A 17,483-nucleotide genomic window follows, 5' to 3' on the forward strand; every position below is an offset into this window, starting at 1 on the left:
TTGTGTTCGGTCTGACTTCCTGTTCCAAAAAAGAAGACCAGAGAGATTATATATTCGAGTTATTATCAGCCGAGAAAACCGGTATTGATTTCTCTAATACGCTTAAATCCTCCAAGCAGTTCAATATTTTTAACTACATGTACTTCTATAATGGAGGCGGGGTAGGCGCAGGTGATCTGAACAATGATGGTTTGATAGACTTATGTTTTACAGCTAATCAGGAGGCAAACCGAATTTACTTGAACAGGTCGGGGATGAAATTTGAAGACATTACTGAGAAATCAAATTTTAAAGGAGGAAAAGGCTGGTCAAACGGAGTTTCGATTGTTGATATCAATCAGGACGGAATGTTAGACATTTATATTAGTCAGGTTGGTGATTTTGAGGGTGTAAAGGGGCATAATTTATTGTTTGTCTGTAGGGAGATAACCAAAGAGGGTATACCCGTTTACGAAGAAAAGTCAAAAGAATATGGCTTGGATTTAGTCGTGTTTGGAACGCAGGCTGCATTTTTTGACTACGATCTGGATGGTGATCTTGACATGTTTCAAATGAGCCATTCAGTTCATCAGAACGGAACTTTCGGGCGACGGGCACTTTTCGACGGAACTTATCATCCGCTTGCAGGGGACAAGCTTTTCAAAAATGACAATGGAAAATTTGTGGAAGTTTCTAAAACAACCGGAATAAATAGCTCTGTTCTGGGTTATGGTCTTGGTTTAGGAATTGGTGACATCAATTTTGACGGTTATCCTGACATGTATGTTGGTAATGATTTTCATGAAAACGATTACCTCTACATCAATCAGAAAAATGGAAGTTTTAAAGATGAAATGGAAACTTCTATCATGCATACCAGCCAATTTTCTATGGGTGTGGATATTGCAGATATCAACAATGATATTTTTCCTGAAATTGTCTCTCTGGATATGCTTCCTTCAAATTACGAGATTCTGAAAAAATCTGAAGGAGAAGATATGTACAGTATATTTAAATATAAGATCAGGCAGGGATATAATTATCAGTTTGCCAGAAACAATCTGCAATTCAATAATGGCAATGGCACATTCAGCGAAATCGGTATGTATTCAGGCATTCACGCAACAGATTGGTCGTGGTCGGCACTTTTTACTGATTTTGATAATGACGGGTCAAAAGATCTTTTTATTTCAAACGGTATTCCGAAACGAATGAACGATACTGACTATATAAAATTCATATCGGATGATGTGGTTCAGGAAAGATTGAAAAGAAAAGATATTGATGAAAACGATCCAAGGCTTGCCGATAAACTCCCTGAAATTAAGCTGCTTAATAAGTTTTTTCTAAATCAAAAAGATCTGATTTTTAAGGATTTGGAAGGTAGTATTAAAGGTGATAAAGTTTCCTATTCCAACGGTACGGTTTATGCTGACCTTGACAATGATGGTGATTTGGACATTGTTACCAATAATATAAACGATAAAGCCTTTGTTTACGAAAATCTGGCAAATACAAAGACTTCGAAAAACGATTTTATGCGTATATACCTGAAAGGAGCCCAGGGAAATTTAAACGCAATTGGTGCAAAATGTCTGGTATTCAAAAAAGATAAGGTAGAAAGCTATGAGAAATTTCCTGTCCGTGGATTTCAATCAAGCATGGAAGTGCCGTTGAACATCGGATTAGGAAAAAAATCAGAAGTTGACTCCATGCTGGTTATTTGGCCCGATAATAAATACCAGATCGTGACCAAATCTGCATTGAAAGACTCATTAAACCTAACTTATAATAAAACATTGCCTGCTTTTGATTACACATCATTTAAGGGAAATCGTAAAGCGAAAGAATACTCATACGAAGATATTGCTGCCAAATTAGGTTTGGATGTTCGTCATGAGGAAAATAATTTTGTCGAGTTTGATCGAAATTCATTGATTCCTTTTGAAGTTTCAGCGGATGGTCCGGCTCTGGCTATCGCTGATATAAATCATGATGGCCTGGACGACATTTTTATAGGATCATCTAAGAAATTCAGGTCTCATTTGTTTACGCAGACCTCGGCAGGGTTGTTTAAAGAGTCGGTTCAGGCCGCCCTTACAGCAGATAGTACTTATGAAGAAATAGATGCGCAGTGGGTTGATGTTAATAAGGATGGCAATCCGGATCTCGTTGTTGCAACAGGTGGGAACGAATTTACCAACAATTCTGAATATCAACTCCCCCGTGTTTATTTAAATGATGGAAAAGGCAATTTGAAAACCAAATTGGATGCTTTTTCCAATGTATACGTGACTGCGTCATGTGTAGTTCCTCTTGATTTTAACGGGGATGGATCGATCGACTTGTTCATTGGCGGAAGGGCGGTTCCTTTAAATTATGGGGAAATTCCGAGATCATATCTATTAGAAAATGATGGTACCGGAAAATTCAAAGATGTGACGAATCAGTATGCAGAAGAGCTGGGCTCGATCGGTTATGTGAAAAGTGCGAAACTTGCTGATTTAGATAAGGACGGTGACCAGGATTTATTATTGGCATTGGAATGGGACGGGATTTGCATGATGGAAAACAACGGAAAAGGTTTTACTAAAAAGATGCTAACCGAACGTAAAGGATGGTGGAATTTTGTAATGCCTTATGATTTCGATGGAGATGGTGATCTGGATATACTTGCGGGCAACCTTGGATTAAATAGCCGTATTAAGGCTAGTAAAGAGCAACCTGTTAAAATGTACATTAACGACTATGACAATAACGGGAGGAAAGAGCCTATCCTTACTTACTATCTCAATGGGGTTGAATCGCTTTTCCCGACCAAATTGGAAATCGAGAAGCAGATGCCGGTTATTAGAAAAAAGTATATCTATGCCACCGAATTTGCAAAGGCAGGCATGGCTGATATTCTCGGTAAAGAGAAGTTAAATGAGGCCAATATTTTAGAAGCAGATTACTTTGCAAATTCTATTTTGGTTAATGATGGAAAAGGTAATTTTACTCTTAAACCACTCGAATTTAGCGCGCAGTGGGCACCATATTATGATGCTCAAATCATCGACGCAAACGGAGACAAACTTCCTGATATTTTGGTGATGGGGAATTTTTATAATATCAATATTCAAATGGGGCGATATGATGCGGATTATGGAACGGTTTTGATCAATCGCGGAAACTGTGATTTTAGCCCTCAGCCTCTAAATGGTTTGCAGGTGAAAGGTCAGGTCAGAAAGTTGCGTGAAATCAGATTGAAAACCGGAACTGCGGTTGTAGCGGCTAGAAATGATGATAAATTAGTAATTATAAAAAAGAAAAATTGATTTTCAAAAGACAAAATTATAAGCCACTGTAACGATAGGGGTTGCGAAAATATTCAACTGATAGCTTTTGGTAACCGTATTTTCAGTTTTGAAAAAAACAGAGTACGCATTTTTTCTTGCATACAAATTGTAAACCGAAAAGGTCCATTGACCTTGCCATCTACGGTTTTTCATACTCGGATTGTAGATATTCCATGCGAAATCAAGCCGGTGGTAATCAGGAATTCTTTTGTTATTTCTTTTGTCGTAAAATGGATAAACGTTATTTTGATAATTAATAAATCCAATAGGTTCGCTGTATGGTCTGCCTGAACTATAAGCAAAGGTGAAACCAAAAGAATTGTGGCTGTCCACAGTAATATCCATCGAAGCATTGAAAGAGTGTGGTTTATCGTAATTAGCTGCATACCAATCCCCCCGGTTCACAAGTTCAATTAAAGTGCCTTGATCAGTTCTGTTGAATGATCTTGCAAACGTATAATTTGCCCAGCCTTTTAATTGCCCCTTCTTTTTTGACAGCATAACTTCAATACCATAAGACTTGTTCTTGCCTTGAATTAATTGTGTTTCGGGATATTTTTGAAGAAGAAAATCTGCTCCGGGCTTGTAGTCAATGATGTTATTTGCAAATCGGTAATAACCTTCAACGGTCATCTCGTAAATGTTGTCAGTAAATGTCTTATAAACTCCGGCTGTAAATAAATTGCTTATCTGGGGTTTGATATGCGTATCGCTGGTTTTCCACCTGGAGGTAGGAATAGGTGTTGCGGTATTGGAGACAACCTGGATATATTGCCTCATTAAATTGTATCCGAATTTTAAAGAAACCTGATCGTTCAACAAATAACTTAGGCCAAGTCGGGGTTCGAAGCCGCCATAAGCCTTCGAGATTTTTCCATTGCCGATGCTGGTAGAATCAGTTACCGAAAAATCGTCCCTTGGCTGTCCGGAGACGTAATTTCTGATTATCGATTTCCCAATCGCCATAAAATAAGAATATCGTAAACCAAAGGACATCGCCAGTTTTGGAGAAATCTTTATCTCGTCGTCCAGATACCAAGCCAGTTCATTAGCCCTTTCAGTCGGGGTCGTGATATAATTTACGCTTTCGCTAAGTCCTGGCACCAAAGTACCAGGTCTGATTTCATATCGCGTTCCAACGATACCAGTTTCAATTTTATGATTTTCGAGCTGATAATTCAAGTTCGACTTTATCTGTTGCTGCGCTACGGACGATTCTAATTGTACAATATTGTCTGTAGCTTTTTCCTTTGTGCCAATTTCCGGAGAATATTTTGCGAAAATGAACGATGTCTGCAAATTCAGACGTGATGAAATGACGTGAAGCCAACGCGCCATTCCATTCAGGGTAATGTGCTTATAGTAGGTATCCGTTCCAACGACATTTGGCAGATTTGTCAGAAGGTCTGTTTTGAAATAATCATTACTGTAATATCCCATTAAAGTGAGAGTGTTTTTATCATCAATCCGGTAAAATGATTTAGCTGAAAGTTCACCAAACTTTGCCCGGATATTACTTAGCCGCTTATCTAATTTAGGCAGAATAAAGTCATTAAATGCGCCTCTTCCGGCAATGTAAACACCGAGTTTCCCTTTTATCACCGGCACATCTATCATCAATCTGTTCGAAACCAAACTGATTCCTCCAGAAATTTTGAATTTATCCAGACTCGGATTTTTTGTTGAAATATCCAAAACAGATGCAACCCGGCCGCCAAATCGAGCGGGAACATTTCCCTTATACAAATCAAGACTATTCACAGTATTGGGAGGTATCACAGAAAACAAACCGAACATATGCGTCGGATTGAAAATAGGTGTATCGTCAAGCAGGATCAGGGTTTGATCCGTTGTTCCGCCACGAATATTTACTCCATTGGAAGCTTCCCCGACGCTGGAAACACCCGGCAGCATTTGAAGACTTCGTAAAATATCAAGTTCTCCGAACGCAGAAGGGAGTTTTTCAAGAGTTTTGATATTGATTTGAAGAGAGCCTAAAATAGGCTGTCTAATGGTCTGATCGTATCCTTTGCTGGTAACAATTACCTCTTCAAGCTGACTGGAAGTAGGTGCTAAAAGAACGTTGAGATTAAGTTTTTGAACCCCGCTTTTTATGAAGGTTCTGAAAGTTTCATAACCGATATGACGAATCGTAATGACATGGTCGTCGGTGGGAAGCTCGATTGAAAAATTGCCCTTTTCATCCACTTTGTCCGTAGACAGGTTCTTGCGGTAATCAATAATAATTGTCGCGTCAGGCAACGGAGCATTCGTCGCAGAATCTTTAACGGTTCCCGTTATTTTCAGACCTTGCGCATTAACGCCAAATCCAGTCAGTAAAAAACAAATCAGATAAAGTGCCTTCATAGCGGTGGCTTAATATTTATTGTGTCCACTTCCAGTCCTTGGGTAAAAACGGAGTTCGGGATCTGCTGTTTTTACAAATTGCCAACGGAATGTAGGGACGCTCAGGAGATCGTTCCTCGAAGACAGGATCCCTGTTGTGAATTGTTTTAAAGAGTTGATTCAAAACGGCCAGGTTACTTATATTTTTTCGCCAAAGCATCGTTTTATATTCGGCGACGGAAGATGCGGTGAAGAATCCGATGATCAACTCATCTTTATTGCGCACATTCAGCACATTTCCCTGTATAGGTGCGGGCGGGGTATCGGCTAATGTTCCGGCATTAACCGCTTGATCCTGAATTAATTTTAAAAATCGATAAGCATTGGGAGTAAGTGAGTTTTGCTGCAAACTAACAAGACACGGATTGGATTGTAATAAAGGAATCTGAGCCACTAGCTTGTCTTTTTGGCTTTGCCCATTGGTGTAAATGTCAGAGAAAATGGTGATCTCAGAACTGTAAAAAATGTCCCAGCATAAATCTTCACAGGCGTAATCGTAAATATTATTGTATTTGAGCGTGAGATCTTTAAAACAGTTGCCGTCAACGCCGTTTTCAGATTGAAAAAGATAATACTTACCCTGATTACAGGTTGCACAGTTTTTCTGAGTTTCCCATAAAGTCCACTGCCAGCGATAAAAATTTTGCTCACCAGACGGATCATCGAAATTTACGTAAATGTCATTACTTGGCGTAAAATCCCGATAGTACTCTGAATAATTTGGTAAACCTTTCGGATTAAATACATCATAGGCAGATTTCACCGGCGCGACCGGCAGCATTTTTTCCGCAGACGATTCGTAGCTTGCTCCTGTTTCGGTTTCAAACTGCAACTGGTAGGAGTCTCCAACTTTTCCTTTCAGAACGGCGGGAAGCAAATAAACGCCGGGATCAGTCTCGGTAAGATTGAAGATTTGTGAACCATTGACTATGATTTTTACTTTTGCTTTTGAAAGCGGCAATGTAGATTCACCGGTTGTCCAGATCGTTTGTGAAAACTCGGAGCTTTCATTTACAGCATCAGGGTTCGTTTTGGAAAGTTTAAGATACTGCGGACCTTCCATATCAGTTACCACGCCATCTACCACGATATATTCCTTCGCTGTGTCAAATTTGACACTGAACGGTTCCACGCATCCTGACAGATAAGTGAAGAATATTGCAAGCAAAACTGAAAACTTTATAGACATAAGAACTATTCAATGACGACTGTTTTTGTTTGAATTTTATCTCTTTCATTTTTAAGCTTGAAAATATAAGCTCCTCTCAGTTTCTGCACGTCCAGAGCAAAATCCATTATACTTCCTTTCTGTTGCTTTCCTAAGTATTTGTCAGCAACTATTGTCCCGGCATTATTAAAAACTTCAAGACTGTAAACACCAGATTCTATAAATTTTATTTTAATAGACAAAGGATTTTGAGAAAACCCGGGATTGGGGAAAACAGTTAAAATATTTTCTTGTGTAGGCGGTTCAGTGGCTGTAATAACAGCAAGCCCATCTCGGGTCAAAGAAATAACTAACGGATCTTTACATTCCCAGTCACACCTTATTTTCAATTCCTTATTTTCTAAATCATAGTAGGCTGCGTTGTTGGTAAATTCATTGGCATAGCGAACAATCGGTAGGTTCTTACCATTAATTTTCAAAGTGACAGGAGGGGAGGTAAGATTTTTAATTTCATAAATGAGACTTCTTCTGACGATAGCTTTATCAAAGCTCTTCGTTCTTGCTGTGGTTATTTGAACACTGTCTGTTGAAATCCGTCCTGTAAAATCAACTAATTCATATTTCCCGTTTGTGAGCGAATTCGGATCTGTGCCGTCATCGTTGAACATACGGAATGTCGGAGAGGGGACAGAAATATCCTGGAAAAACTTTATCGTCAAACTGTCGGAGGTATAGTAATCGGTCGATTTTTTTGTGGAAGATGAAAGTGGAATGATAGCTCCTGCTTTGGCGTAGACAGGAATATGATCAACCGAAAGCATCGGGAAGATATTTTTATTTCCTTCATACAATTCATCCGTCCAGAAATTGAACCATTTTCCTTCCGGTAAAACGACTTTTCGTGAAGGCATTCCATGCAGAAGTACCGGAGCCACGATAAGATTCTCACCAAAAAAATATTGATCATTAACATCACCCAAGTCTCTTCTGTTTGCAAAATAATCCATCGGCATACAGATTGGCCTACCGGAAATGCTGTTTTCCCACGCAAGTGAGTAGGTATAAGGAAGCAGTTGATAACGTATGCCGAGATAGTGTTTTACAATACTGTAAAATGGTTCGCTTAAATTAAAAGGCTCAGGGTCCGGGCGTTGTCCGTGGTTTCTGGTAATGGGAGAAAAGGTGCCTAACTGAAACCAGCGTAAATCCAGTTCTTCGTCTTTATCTGTTTTATCAGACATCGTTGCAAACCCGCCAATATCTGAATGCATATAAGCGATTCCGGACATTCCGGCTTGAACCATAATAGGAATCTGCAACTTCAACCCCGCCCAGTAACGCGCGACATCACCGCTCCACGGCAGTACTCCGTATCGTTGGGAACCTGTCCATCCAGAGCGCGTAAGATTAAATAATCGTTTTTCAGGAAACTCAGCCTTGTAATGATCATATAGATTTTTGGACCAAAAAAGAGGATAAAGATTATGTACCTGGCGTGCATTCCCAAGAACATGATACGCATCAAATGGATGATAATCCGGCTCAATTTTATCATTCCACCATCCACTGACACCCTGTATGCTGAGTTTTTTGTATTTACTCCAAAGCCATGTTTGCGTTTCCGGTTTGAAAATATCCAATAACCCCACTGTGCCATTCCATATGTCTTGTGTGTAAGTTTGGCCTGAATCGAATCGTTTGGCAAAGAGCGATAAAGTTTCTGCAGTTTGATACTGGTCTGACTTTGTGCTGATATAGGGGTCGGTAATTAATATCGTTTTCACGCCTCTGGCGCTTAATTTTTTCATCATATCTTCCGGCGACGGCCAGTTTGGCGAATACCAGTCAATATTTCCCATTTTAGTTTCGTCGCCGTACCAATATAAATCCAGCCCGACTGCGTCAAGAGGAAATCCCTGATTTTGTAATTTACTGACTGCATTTGTCGCTTCACTCTGATTTTTATACCCAAATTTAGACTGGATGTACCCAAGTGCCCAACGCGGAGGAAGTGGTTGTCTTCCGGTTAGCAGTGTATAATTTTCCAAGATTTTGTCGTTGCTGTCGCCGTTAATGAGGTAATAGGCCCATTTGCCGGAGCTAACCATTTCGATGTTAAGTTTGGTCGAATCAAGCGAACCGATGTACATCCGCATCAACCCAGGCTTGTCACTATCCAAAAGGAGACCATACTTGTGAGAAGAGACGATGAATGGAATATTAAAACTTTGGGATAATCCGGTAGCTTGATCATAATACGCATACTCCCATGTATTGTAGAATTCAAAAGCCTTTCGATTTAAATCGGGCCCAGACGGACGGCCGCCAGCGCCATGAAAAACGTCAGATGGATTGATCTCAAATGAAAGGAATACTGAATCCTTTAAATATCGGATGCCCTTATCTTCTTTTATTTTAAGTTCATCACCTGATCTTAAAGCAATAGTGAGCGGCGTTTTGTTTATTTCAAGTAAACAATTTTCAAATAAAAGCTGGATTTTATTATTGGATTCAACAACAGTTTCAAAAGGAGTAATTGATTTCAGAGATACGGAATAAGAACTATCATAGGCTTGGCTCGCCTTGGAAGTGAGAAATTGAACTTTAAATATCTCCGGCGTAATTGCCTGGACTTTCAGTGCCCCGCCAGTTCCTTCTATGATAAGACTTTCCCCTGATTTCTCGTAACTAACAAAGTTGCCAGCACTTTGTCCATATGAGAAATTATAAAACAGTATCAAAAAAAGCAACCAGTAAGGTTTAGTCATGAAAGATTGAAAGGCAAAAATTCATGTTTAAGAAAATTTGAATAACTTAAAATTAAATGTCTTTTATCCAAATTTAAAAAAAAGTATTGGTATTTATTAGAATAAAATTTACACTTCCGGATTGCTATAAGTCACTGCAGGACAATAGTTTTGTCCAACAATAACGCGGAAATTTCTATTCTAATATTATGGAACCGATATTGAAGATTTTACAGACTGTCTTATGAAATTATTCATAGAAGCTAAAATCCTTCTCCTAAAATTATGTACAAGTTAGCTCCGCTGATGTTCCTTATCTATGCCAACTGGCGGGTTTAAGATTTCATTTTGTTAAAGAAAAGTTTATTTATGTCCTGAAAGCGCGATATACTCTAGCATTGATTGAAAGCCGATATGCTTCTGTGGCTGGTATGGTGCTAGGTTTTGGGTGGCGTTGATGCACTGTGATCATCCAAATAAATCTGACGTTATTTCTTTGCGCTGATATTTTCAATTAGTAATTTTAAAGTTACAAATAGCTATGAAAGTTTACTATGAAAAAACTCCTTTTTCTATCCCTGATCCTTATAGCTCAGTCCTGCAAAAACCATGATCCAATTCCCGATTATACATCAAAACTTGTAGGAGAGTTTGATATTGCATATCTTATTATTGATCTGGATACAAAGGAAGCAGCCTCTTCTGATCTGGGCGTTTCGAAGCTTGCTAAAATTAACCTTCAACGGAAAAGTAATCAGTATCTGACTGCAACCGTCACGATCGACGATTCTACAACAAAATTTACTGATACTTTTGAGCTCGTTGTTTCCGAAAGTCCAGATCAGACTGAGGTATATGGAAAACCTGGTTTTCTTGCTAGTTATAAAGTAGGATCAATTGCTTCAAACGCTATTTATTACAATAACTGGAATTTATACGAGGATGGAAGTTTGATCGGTTTTATTCAGTATGGCGATGACAAGTCAATTAAAAGATTTGCAGTAGGGACCAATATTGATTAAGAGGACTGGTTAAAAGGGCAGGATACCGAATTTTCGAACCCTTTTAACCATTAATTCTTTCTACATACTTTCCGTTTTCCCTCCATCCACAGGCAAATTGACCCCGCTGATACTGCCAGCTGCGGGGCTACACAAAAAAGCCACCGCTGCACCAACTTCTTCTGCCTCGCTGAATCTTCTTATTGGAATTGTCGCCTCCATTTGATCTGAAATTTCCTGAACAGATTTTCCCTGGGCCTGACTGCGCATATCCAGAACGGCATTCAGCCGAGATGTTTTTGTAAAACCGGGTAACACATTATTAGAAGTAATTCCAAACGGTCCGAGTTCGAGCGACAAGGTCTTGGACCAGCTTGAAACTGCTCCCCGAATCGTATTTGAAACACCCAGTCCGACAATCGGCTGTTTAACTGAAGTGCTGATTATATTAACAATTCTTCCAAATCCTGCCTTCTTCATACTCGGAACAACAGCTTGCGTAAGGATTTGATAATTAACCAGATGCATCTGAAAGGTTTTAACAAATTGCTCCGTTTCTGCTTCAATGATCGGACCACCGGCTGGTCCGCCTGTATTATTGATTAGGATATGCACTTCCGGACAGAGTCTTAAATAATCGTCAATAGCATGTTTTACGTTTTCATTATCAGAAAAATCGGCAACTACATAACGGTGCAGCTGATTTCTGGAAATATCTAATGTCTCCACCGCTTGTCTCAAAGATTCCTCATTTCTGGCCATCAGGGTAACGTTTGCCCCCATTAATGCAAGTTCAACAGCGGAAGCAAGTCCAATGCCCTGTGTGCTTCCGCAAACTATCGCCGTTTTTCCGGTAAGGTCAAGATTCATATTCTGGTAATGATTAGTGTTGGATGGATAAGGGTTAATGTTGAGTGTTAGTCATCAACAATTAATTTTCTGCCAATTAACCACTAATAATTAGACATTAACAATTAACCCGTAACAATTAAAAAACTATCTTTGCGGTTTATTTTTAATAAAAGGGATGCCAGGGAAAAAAGATGCGACTTAAACAGCTTTTACAATCCTGAAAATCTCATAATTCTGTAATGTTTACTGTCAAATTCTGACCAATGTCTAAAAAAATACAATCCGCTCTGATCTCGGTTTACTACAAGGACGGTCTTGAACCGCTGGTTCGTCTTTTACATGAAAATGGTGTAAAACTATATTCGACCGGAGGTACTCAAACTTTTATCGAAAACCTCAACATTCCGGTTACCGCAGCTGAAGAGCTAACGGGTTATCCATCAATTTTTGGAGGAAGAGTGAAAACTTTGCACCCTGCCATAATGGGTGGAATTCTTTACCGTCGTGATGATGCTGGTGATGTTGCTCAGGCGGCTCAGTATAATATTCCAGCCTTGGACATGGTGGTAGTTGACCTATATCCTTTTGAAGAAACCGTTGCTTCCGGCGCTGGTGAAGAAGATATTATAGAGAAAATTGATATTGGCGGGATCTCGTTAATTCGTGCTACGGCGAAAAACTTCAAAGACACTTTAATTGTATCTTCACGTGCTCAATATGAAGGCGTTGTTACGTTATTGACTGAAAAATCGGCAACAACAGATCTTGAAGATCGTCGCTGGTATGCAGGCGAAGCATTCGGTGTTTCTTCTCACTATGATGGAGCAATCAATGATTATTTCCTTGGTAAAAATGCATCAGCAGATGAGGCTCTTTTTCAGTTTGCAAAGCTTCCGGCTCAGACGCTTCGTTATGGAGAAAATCCACATCAAAGCGCGACTTTCCATGGAGATTTAGAGCAAATGTTCGACAAGCTTCACGGAAAAGATTTATCTTATAACAACCTCGTTGACGTTGATGCCTGCATTGGCCTGATCGATGAATTTGAAGGCTCAGATCCAACATTCGCGATTATAAAGCATACAAACGCTTGTGGCGTGGCAACGGCTATTACTGCAAAAGAAGCGTATCTGAATGCACTTGCATGTGATCCGGATTCTGCTTTTGGCGGTGTTGTGATTACAAACGTGAAAGTAGATTTGGCTACGGCTGAGGAATTGAACAAGCTTTTTATGGAAATTCTTATCGCTCCGGATTTTGAAGAAGGTGCTTTGGAACTACTGAAATCGAAGAAAAATAGAAATTTATTGAAACGTAAATCTGTGGAGCTTCCTGGAATTATGTTCAAGACAATATTAAATGGTGTGTTAGTACAGGACAAAGATCTTGCCACTGAAACAGCAGATCAAATGACGACAGTTACTGAGAAAGCGCCAACAGCTGATGAATTGAAAGCGTTGGAGTTTGCCTTGAAAGTTTGTAAACATACCAAATCGAACACGATCGTTCTTGCCAAAGAAAATCAGCTTTTTGCTAGCGGAACAGGCCAGACTTCGCGTATTGACGCATTGCGTCAGGCAATCGAAAAGGCTAAACATTTCGGTTTTGATTTGCAAGGTGCAGTGATGGCATCCGACGCGTTCTTCCCATTCCCTGACTGTGTTGAAATTGCGTCACAAGCAGGAATTACCGCAGTTGTACAGCCGGGAGGTTCTATTCGTGATAAAGATTCGGTTGCTTTCTGTAATGCAAACGGTGTCTCGATGGTAACCACTGGTGTTCGTCATTTCAAGCATTAATTTTGAATTTTAAACACAGCGTTTCGTTATATAGGAAACGCTGTGTTTAAAACCAATATATTAAAGATTGCCCTTTTGAAAACCAACCAATTACCAGATTCCCGTCTTGCTGCTCTTGGCAAATTTCTTCTCATCGGGCTGGTTTTGGTAATTCCGGGCTATTTTTTCCTTTATCCTCAAATCTTCCATTGTGAAATTATTGGTTTTTCAGACTTAGAAAAAATCAATAGCAACACCTACGCCAGTCCCGGGCTCAATGCCAAACAACGTTCACATATTGTAAAAGTTATCAAAAAAGCGGAAGCGCGTGTTGATTCATTCTGGCTTGGAAAACAAGCATCTCCTAAAATTATTCTTTGCGGAAATCAGCAGGAATATGAAAAATACTGTCAGAGTAAAGAAGGAGCGGGTTGCAGCCTGGGTACACCCTGGGGGCAGTCGTATGTGGTACTGAACGGTCAGGGTTTGAATGTCGACGTGATCAGTCATGAGATGAGCCATGTCGAACTTTTGAAACGGCTGGGCTGGTGGAAAACCACGATGGATATTCCTCAATGGTTTAATGAAGGAACAGCTTTGATGCTGGATCAGCGTTTTGTCAGCAATCCTGACTCCATTGCTCGCTACTTCGACTATATGGATGAATGGCTTTATCAAACAGGCGGCGGACAGAATATTTTGGAATTAAAAGATATTGCTTCGGTAAAAGGTTTTTTTGCAGGAAGCTCAAAACATGTCATGCTTGCGTATATGACTTCCGGGTTAGAGGTGTCTTTCTGGCTATCATTTGCAGGTAAAGACGGCTTGCAACAATTGCTTTCAGAAATAAATAATGGTAATGATTTTACGAAGAGTTATTTCGAAATTGAAAAAAAAGCGAGGTCGAAGAATAATGTCAAGCTTCCTGCCAATCCTCTGCGCTTTCAGGATTTAGATAAAAAAGATGAGTAAACTCGCCAGTTATTCTACTTGTTTAGCTGTTTTTGCAATTTTGTGAAAATAAAGGTGGCAAGTTGGGTACTTACTGGAATTTCTTACTTGCACTATTTTCTGAAAATAGTGTACCTTTCGGTTTGAACAGAAAATCGCTTATCCATTCATCTAATTTTTTATATTTGAAATGCAACAATTACAAACCCTGGATTACATAGTATTCTTCTTTTACTTTATCCTGGTCTCAGGCTATGGATACTGGATTTACCAGAGAAAGAAAACACCTAACGAATCTACACAGGACTTTTTCCTTGCAGAAGGTTCACTGACCTGGTGGGCAATCGGGGCCTCATTGATTGCCTCCAACATTTCTGCCGAGCAATTTATCGGGATGTCGGGAAATGGTTTTTCGATGGGATTGGGTATTTCTACCTATGAATGGATGGCTGCCGCAACGCTGATTATCGTCGCCGTTTTCTTCATGCCGATCTATCTCAAAAATAAAATTTACACAATGCCACAATTTTTAAGTCAGCGTTATAACCCGACGGTGAGCTTAATTATGGCTGTTTTTTGGCTGGCATTGTATATTCTTGTAAACCTAACATCGATTCTTTATCTGGGGGCCCTTGCGGTTTCAGGTATTTCTGGTCTCGACTTTACATTCTGCATGATCGCATTGGCAGTTTTTGCTATCATCATCACGATCGGTGGAATGAAGGTGATTGGTTTTACGGATGTTATCCAGGTTTTCTTTCTTGTTATTGGTGGTCTGGCCACCACGTATCTCGCCATAAATCTGGTTTCTGGTGATACTGGAATTGATGGTTTAATGAGTGGTATGAAAATGATGCGTGAAAACCATGACGATCACTTTCATATGATTTTTCCAAAAAGCAGTCCTTTCTATATGCAGCTGCCCGGACTTACCGTATTGCTTGGCGGGATGTGGATTGTGAATCTAAACTATTGGGGATGTAATCAATATATCACACAACGAGCTTTGGGTGCAGATTTGAAAACGGCCCGTAATGGTATTTTATTTGCCGCAGGTCTTAAGTTATTGATGCCGGTTATTGTTGTTTTGCCAGGTATCGCTGCTTACGCGTTGTACAGCAAAGGTTTATTTCAGGCCGAAATGTTGGGGCCGGACGGAATGATCAATCCTGATAAAGCTTATCCTGTTCTTCTGAATTTGTTACCGACAGGATTGAAAGGGTTATCTTTTGCCGCTTTGACCGCAGCCGTTGTTGCCTCTCTTGCCGGAAAAGCAAATAGTATTTCAACAATCTTTACACTTGATATTTTTAGAAACTATATCGGAAAAGATGCAGACGAGAAAAAGCTGGTCTGGATTGGCCGTTGGGTGGTAGTTATTGCTATGGTCCTTGCAATCGTCGTATCTCCTTACATGGGGATTGATAAAAAAGGTGGATTTCAGTTTATCCAGGAAATGACTGGCTTATTGTCGCCAGGGATCTTCGCTTCATTTATTATGGGCTTTTTCTGGAAGCGTACCAATTCAGCAGGTGCATTATTTGCTATCGTTGGCGGATTTATAATTGCATTGGGAATGCACAATAACTACCTGCCGTTTGCAGACTGGACACAGGTGCCTTTCCTTGATCGTATGGGATTGGTATTTCTAATATGTGTTGCAGTTATGTTTATCCTTGGACTGGTGCTTCCGGATGAGAAAAAAGGCCTTCAAATAGATGCGTCGATGTTTATGCCTCACCGCAGCTTTGTGATCTGGGCTTCGATTGTGATTGCAATTATAGCATTCTTATATTACCATTTCTGGTAGAAACCGAATAAGCCTTTCAAACAAAAGCGGCCCGGAAAATTTCCGGGCCGCTTTTGTTTGAAAATAAGTGCCAAATTAAGCTACCTCTTCTTCAATAATATTGATCTTCTGAATTTTGTCACCCTGACGGATCAAATCAACGGTATCAACACCTTCGACTACCTTACCAAAACAAGTATGGTTTCCATCCAGGTGTGCTGTATTGTTGCGGCTATGGCAAATGAAGAATTGAGATCCGCCTGTATCGCGGCCGGCATGTGCCATAGACAATACACCGCGATCATGGTACTGCTTTTCAGCATTTACTTCACATTTGATTGTATAACCAGGGCCTCCGCGTCCGGTTCCCTGAGGATCTCCGCCCTGAATCATAAAATCATTAATCACGCGATGGAAAGTTAATCCATCATAAAATCCCTTTTTTGAAAGATCTACAAAGTTTTTCACAGCAATAGGTGTTTCCTTATCGTAGAACTCGATAAGCATTGTACCTTTGTCGGTGATCATTTCTGCCTTAGTCATAATAATCAGGTATTTGGATAAAAATTTATTGAATGATGCGCTGTCAAAACAGCGGGTTTTTCATAACAAATGCAAAGAAAAGCATATTAAAGCCGTTTCTTTGCATTGTGCTGCATATTGTAACCAAAGAATTTAAGAATCAGTTGCGGCTCTTGCTAATTGTTTCGAATCGCTCTTCAATTCCGAGAGTTTTTTCTCTTCACGGATCTGTACCATTTTTTCCAAAACATCACCGCTTCCCCATTCGCGGCTTCTTTCAGGATTGGAAAACCATTCTTTTACTGCAATTATTTTATAAATATATTTAGTAGTTTCTGCGTTTAACCGAAGCTTAAAATAGTCGTCTTTATTTTGTGAGTTCATTCGGTTCTGGATGTGCTGTGGTCCCGCGTTGTAGGCAGCTGCTACAAGTGTCCAGGAACCAAGCTGGCGGTGAAGATCTTTAAGATACTTACCTGCTGCATGAGTGGATTTAACCAGATGTTTACGATCGTCAACCGTTCCGTTTACGGTTAAGCCAAGTGATTTGGCTGTTGCGGGCATTAATTGCCAGTATCCGCCGGCCCCTCTGTGAGAAGTGGCTTCGTTACTCATGGCACTCTCAATTATTGGAATGTATTTAAAGTCGGATGGGACTCCGTACTTTTTCAGGATCGGTTCTATAACTCTCATCCTTTTTTCTGCGCTTGTCATCAGTTTACGAAAAGCATAGGTATCGTAATTTCTGATCATTTTCTGGTACCGCTCGGCTATGCGCATTTCCGAAAGGGGCACCTTTTCGCCACAAAAATTAATGGCAAGAAGGTTTGAGTTGATTGTTAGTTCAGACTTTAATTCCTTCTTTTCTACCTTCAAGTTGCTTAGGGAAAACATCCCCATCGATGCAATTGAGAAGGCAATAAAGATCATTCTAATCATCCATTTTTTGTTT

11 protein-coding genes are annotated in these 17,483 nt (G+C 39.9%); 5 read left to right on the top strand and 6 right to left on the bottom strand.

Annotated elements, in window-relative coordinates; genetic code table 11:
- The first annotated feature begins 137 nt into the window (after positions 1-137).
- Positions 138-3,296 carry a VCBS repeat-containing protein gene (locus BMY70_RS05625; protein ID WP_229209496.1) on the top strand — a complete coding sequence of 1,053 codons (3,159 nt, stop codon included), beginning with the start codon at positions 138-140 and terminating at the stop codon, positions 3,294-3,296.
- A gap of 3 nt (positions 3,297-3,299) precedes the next feature.
- Here BMY70_RS05625 and BMY70_RS05630 read toward each other — a convergent pair whose 3' ends face one another.
- Genes BMY70_RS05630 through BMY70_RS05640 form a run of 3 tightly spaced genes read right to left on the bottom strand, consistent with a single transcriptional unit; the run spans position 3,300 to position 9,659 of the window.
- Entirely contained in the window at positions 3,300-5,684 is a 2,385-nt protein-coding gene (locus BMY70_RS05630; RefSeq protein ID WP_090333164.1) for a TonB-dependent receptor, read from the bottom strand.
- A 16-nt stretch (positions 5,685-5,700) separates the two neighbouring features.
- Positions 5,701-6,912, bottom strand: a complete 1,212-nt coding sequence (locus BMY70_RS05635; RefSeq protein ID WP_090333166.1) for a DUF4249 domain-containing protein — start codon at positions 6,910-6,912, stop codon at positions 5,701-5,703.
- A gap of 5 nt (positions 6,913-6,917) precedes the next feature.
- The gene (locus BMY70_RS05640; protein ID WP_090333169.1) at positions 6,918-9,659 is read right to left on the bottom strand and encodes a glycoside hydrolase family 31 protein; all 2,742 of its coding nucleotides are present in this window, start codon (positions 9,657-9,659) and stop codon (positions 6,918-6,920) included.
- A 533-nt stretch (positions 9,660-10,192) separates the two neighbouring features.
- On the opposite strand from BMY70_RS05640, the gene BMY70_RS05645 reads away from it, so the two are divergent.
- Complete coding sequence (locus BMY70_RS05645) at positions 10,193-10,660, top strand: hypothetical protein (protein ID WP_090333172.1); 468 nt, start codon at positions 10,193-10,195, stop codon at positions 10,658-10,660.
- A gap of 60 nt (positions 10,661-10,720) precedes the next feature.
- Here BMY70_RS05645 and BMY70_RS05650 read toward each other — a convergent pair whose 3' ends face one another.
- On the bottom strand, positions 10,721-11,509 hold the full coding sequence (locus tag BMY70_RS05650) for an SDR family oxidoreductase (RefSeq protein ID WP_090333174.1): 789 nt from the start codon (positions 11,507-11,509) through the stop codon (positions 10,721-10,723).
- 245 nt (positions 11,510-11,754) lie between these two features.
- Between BMY70_RS05650 and purH the strand changes: the two genes are divergently transcribed.
- The 3 genes from purH to BMY70_RS05665 all read left to right on the top strand — a co-directional run bounded on the left by purH (position 11,755) and on the right by BMY70_RS05665 (position 16,030).
- Positions 11,755-13,290: a bifunctional phosphoribosylaminoimidazolecarboxamide formyltransferase/IMP cyclohydrolase gene (gene purH / locus BMY70_RS05655; protein ID WP_090333176.1), complete on the top strand. Its 1,536-nt coding sequence runs from the start codon at positions 11,755-11,757 to the stop codon at positions 13,288-13,290.
- A 75-nt stretch (positions 13,291-13,365) separates the two neighbouring features.
- Positions 13,366-14,241, top strand: a complete 876-nt coding sequence (locus BMY70_RS05660) for a hypothetical protein (RefSeq protein WP_177196967.1) — start codon at positions 13,366-13,368, stop codon at positions 14,239-14,241.
- A gap of 169 nt (positions 14,242-14,410) precedes the next feature.
- Entirely contained in the window at positions 14,411-16,030 is a 1,620-nt protein-coding gene (locus BMY70_RS05665; RefSeq protein ID WP_090333179.1) for a sodium:solute symporter family transporter, read from the top strand.
- 75 nt (positions 16,031-16,105) lie between these two features.
- Here BMY70_RS05665 and BMY70_RS05670 read toward each other — a convergent pair whose 3' ends face one another.
- On the bottom strand, positions 16,106-16,552 hold the full coding sequence (locus tag BMY70_RS05670; protein ID WP_090333182.1) for a peptidylprolyl isomerase: 447 nt from the start codon (positions 16,550-16,552) through the stop codon (positions 16,106-16,108).
- Between the two features lie 132 nt (positions 16,553-16,684).
- The gene (locus BMY70_RS05675; RefSeq protein ID WP_229209497.1) at positions 16,685-17,461 is read right to left on the bottom strand and encodes a lytic transglycosylase domain-containing protein; all 777 of its coding nucleotides are present in this window, start codon (positions 17,459-17,461) and stop codon (positions 16,685-16,687) included.
- Between the last annotated feature and the right edge of the window lie 22 nt (positions 17,462-17,483).

The organism is Dyadobacter koreensis (assembly GCF_900108855.1).
Classification (GTDB): Bacteria; Bacteroidota; Bacteroidia; order Cytophagales; family Spirosomataceae; genus Dyadobacter; species Dyadobacter koreensis.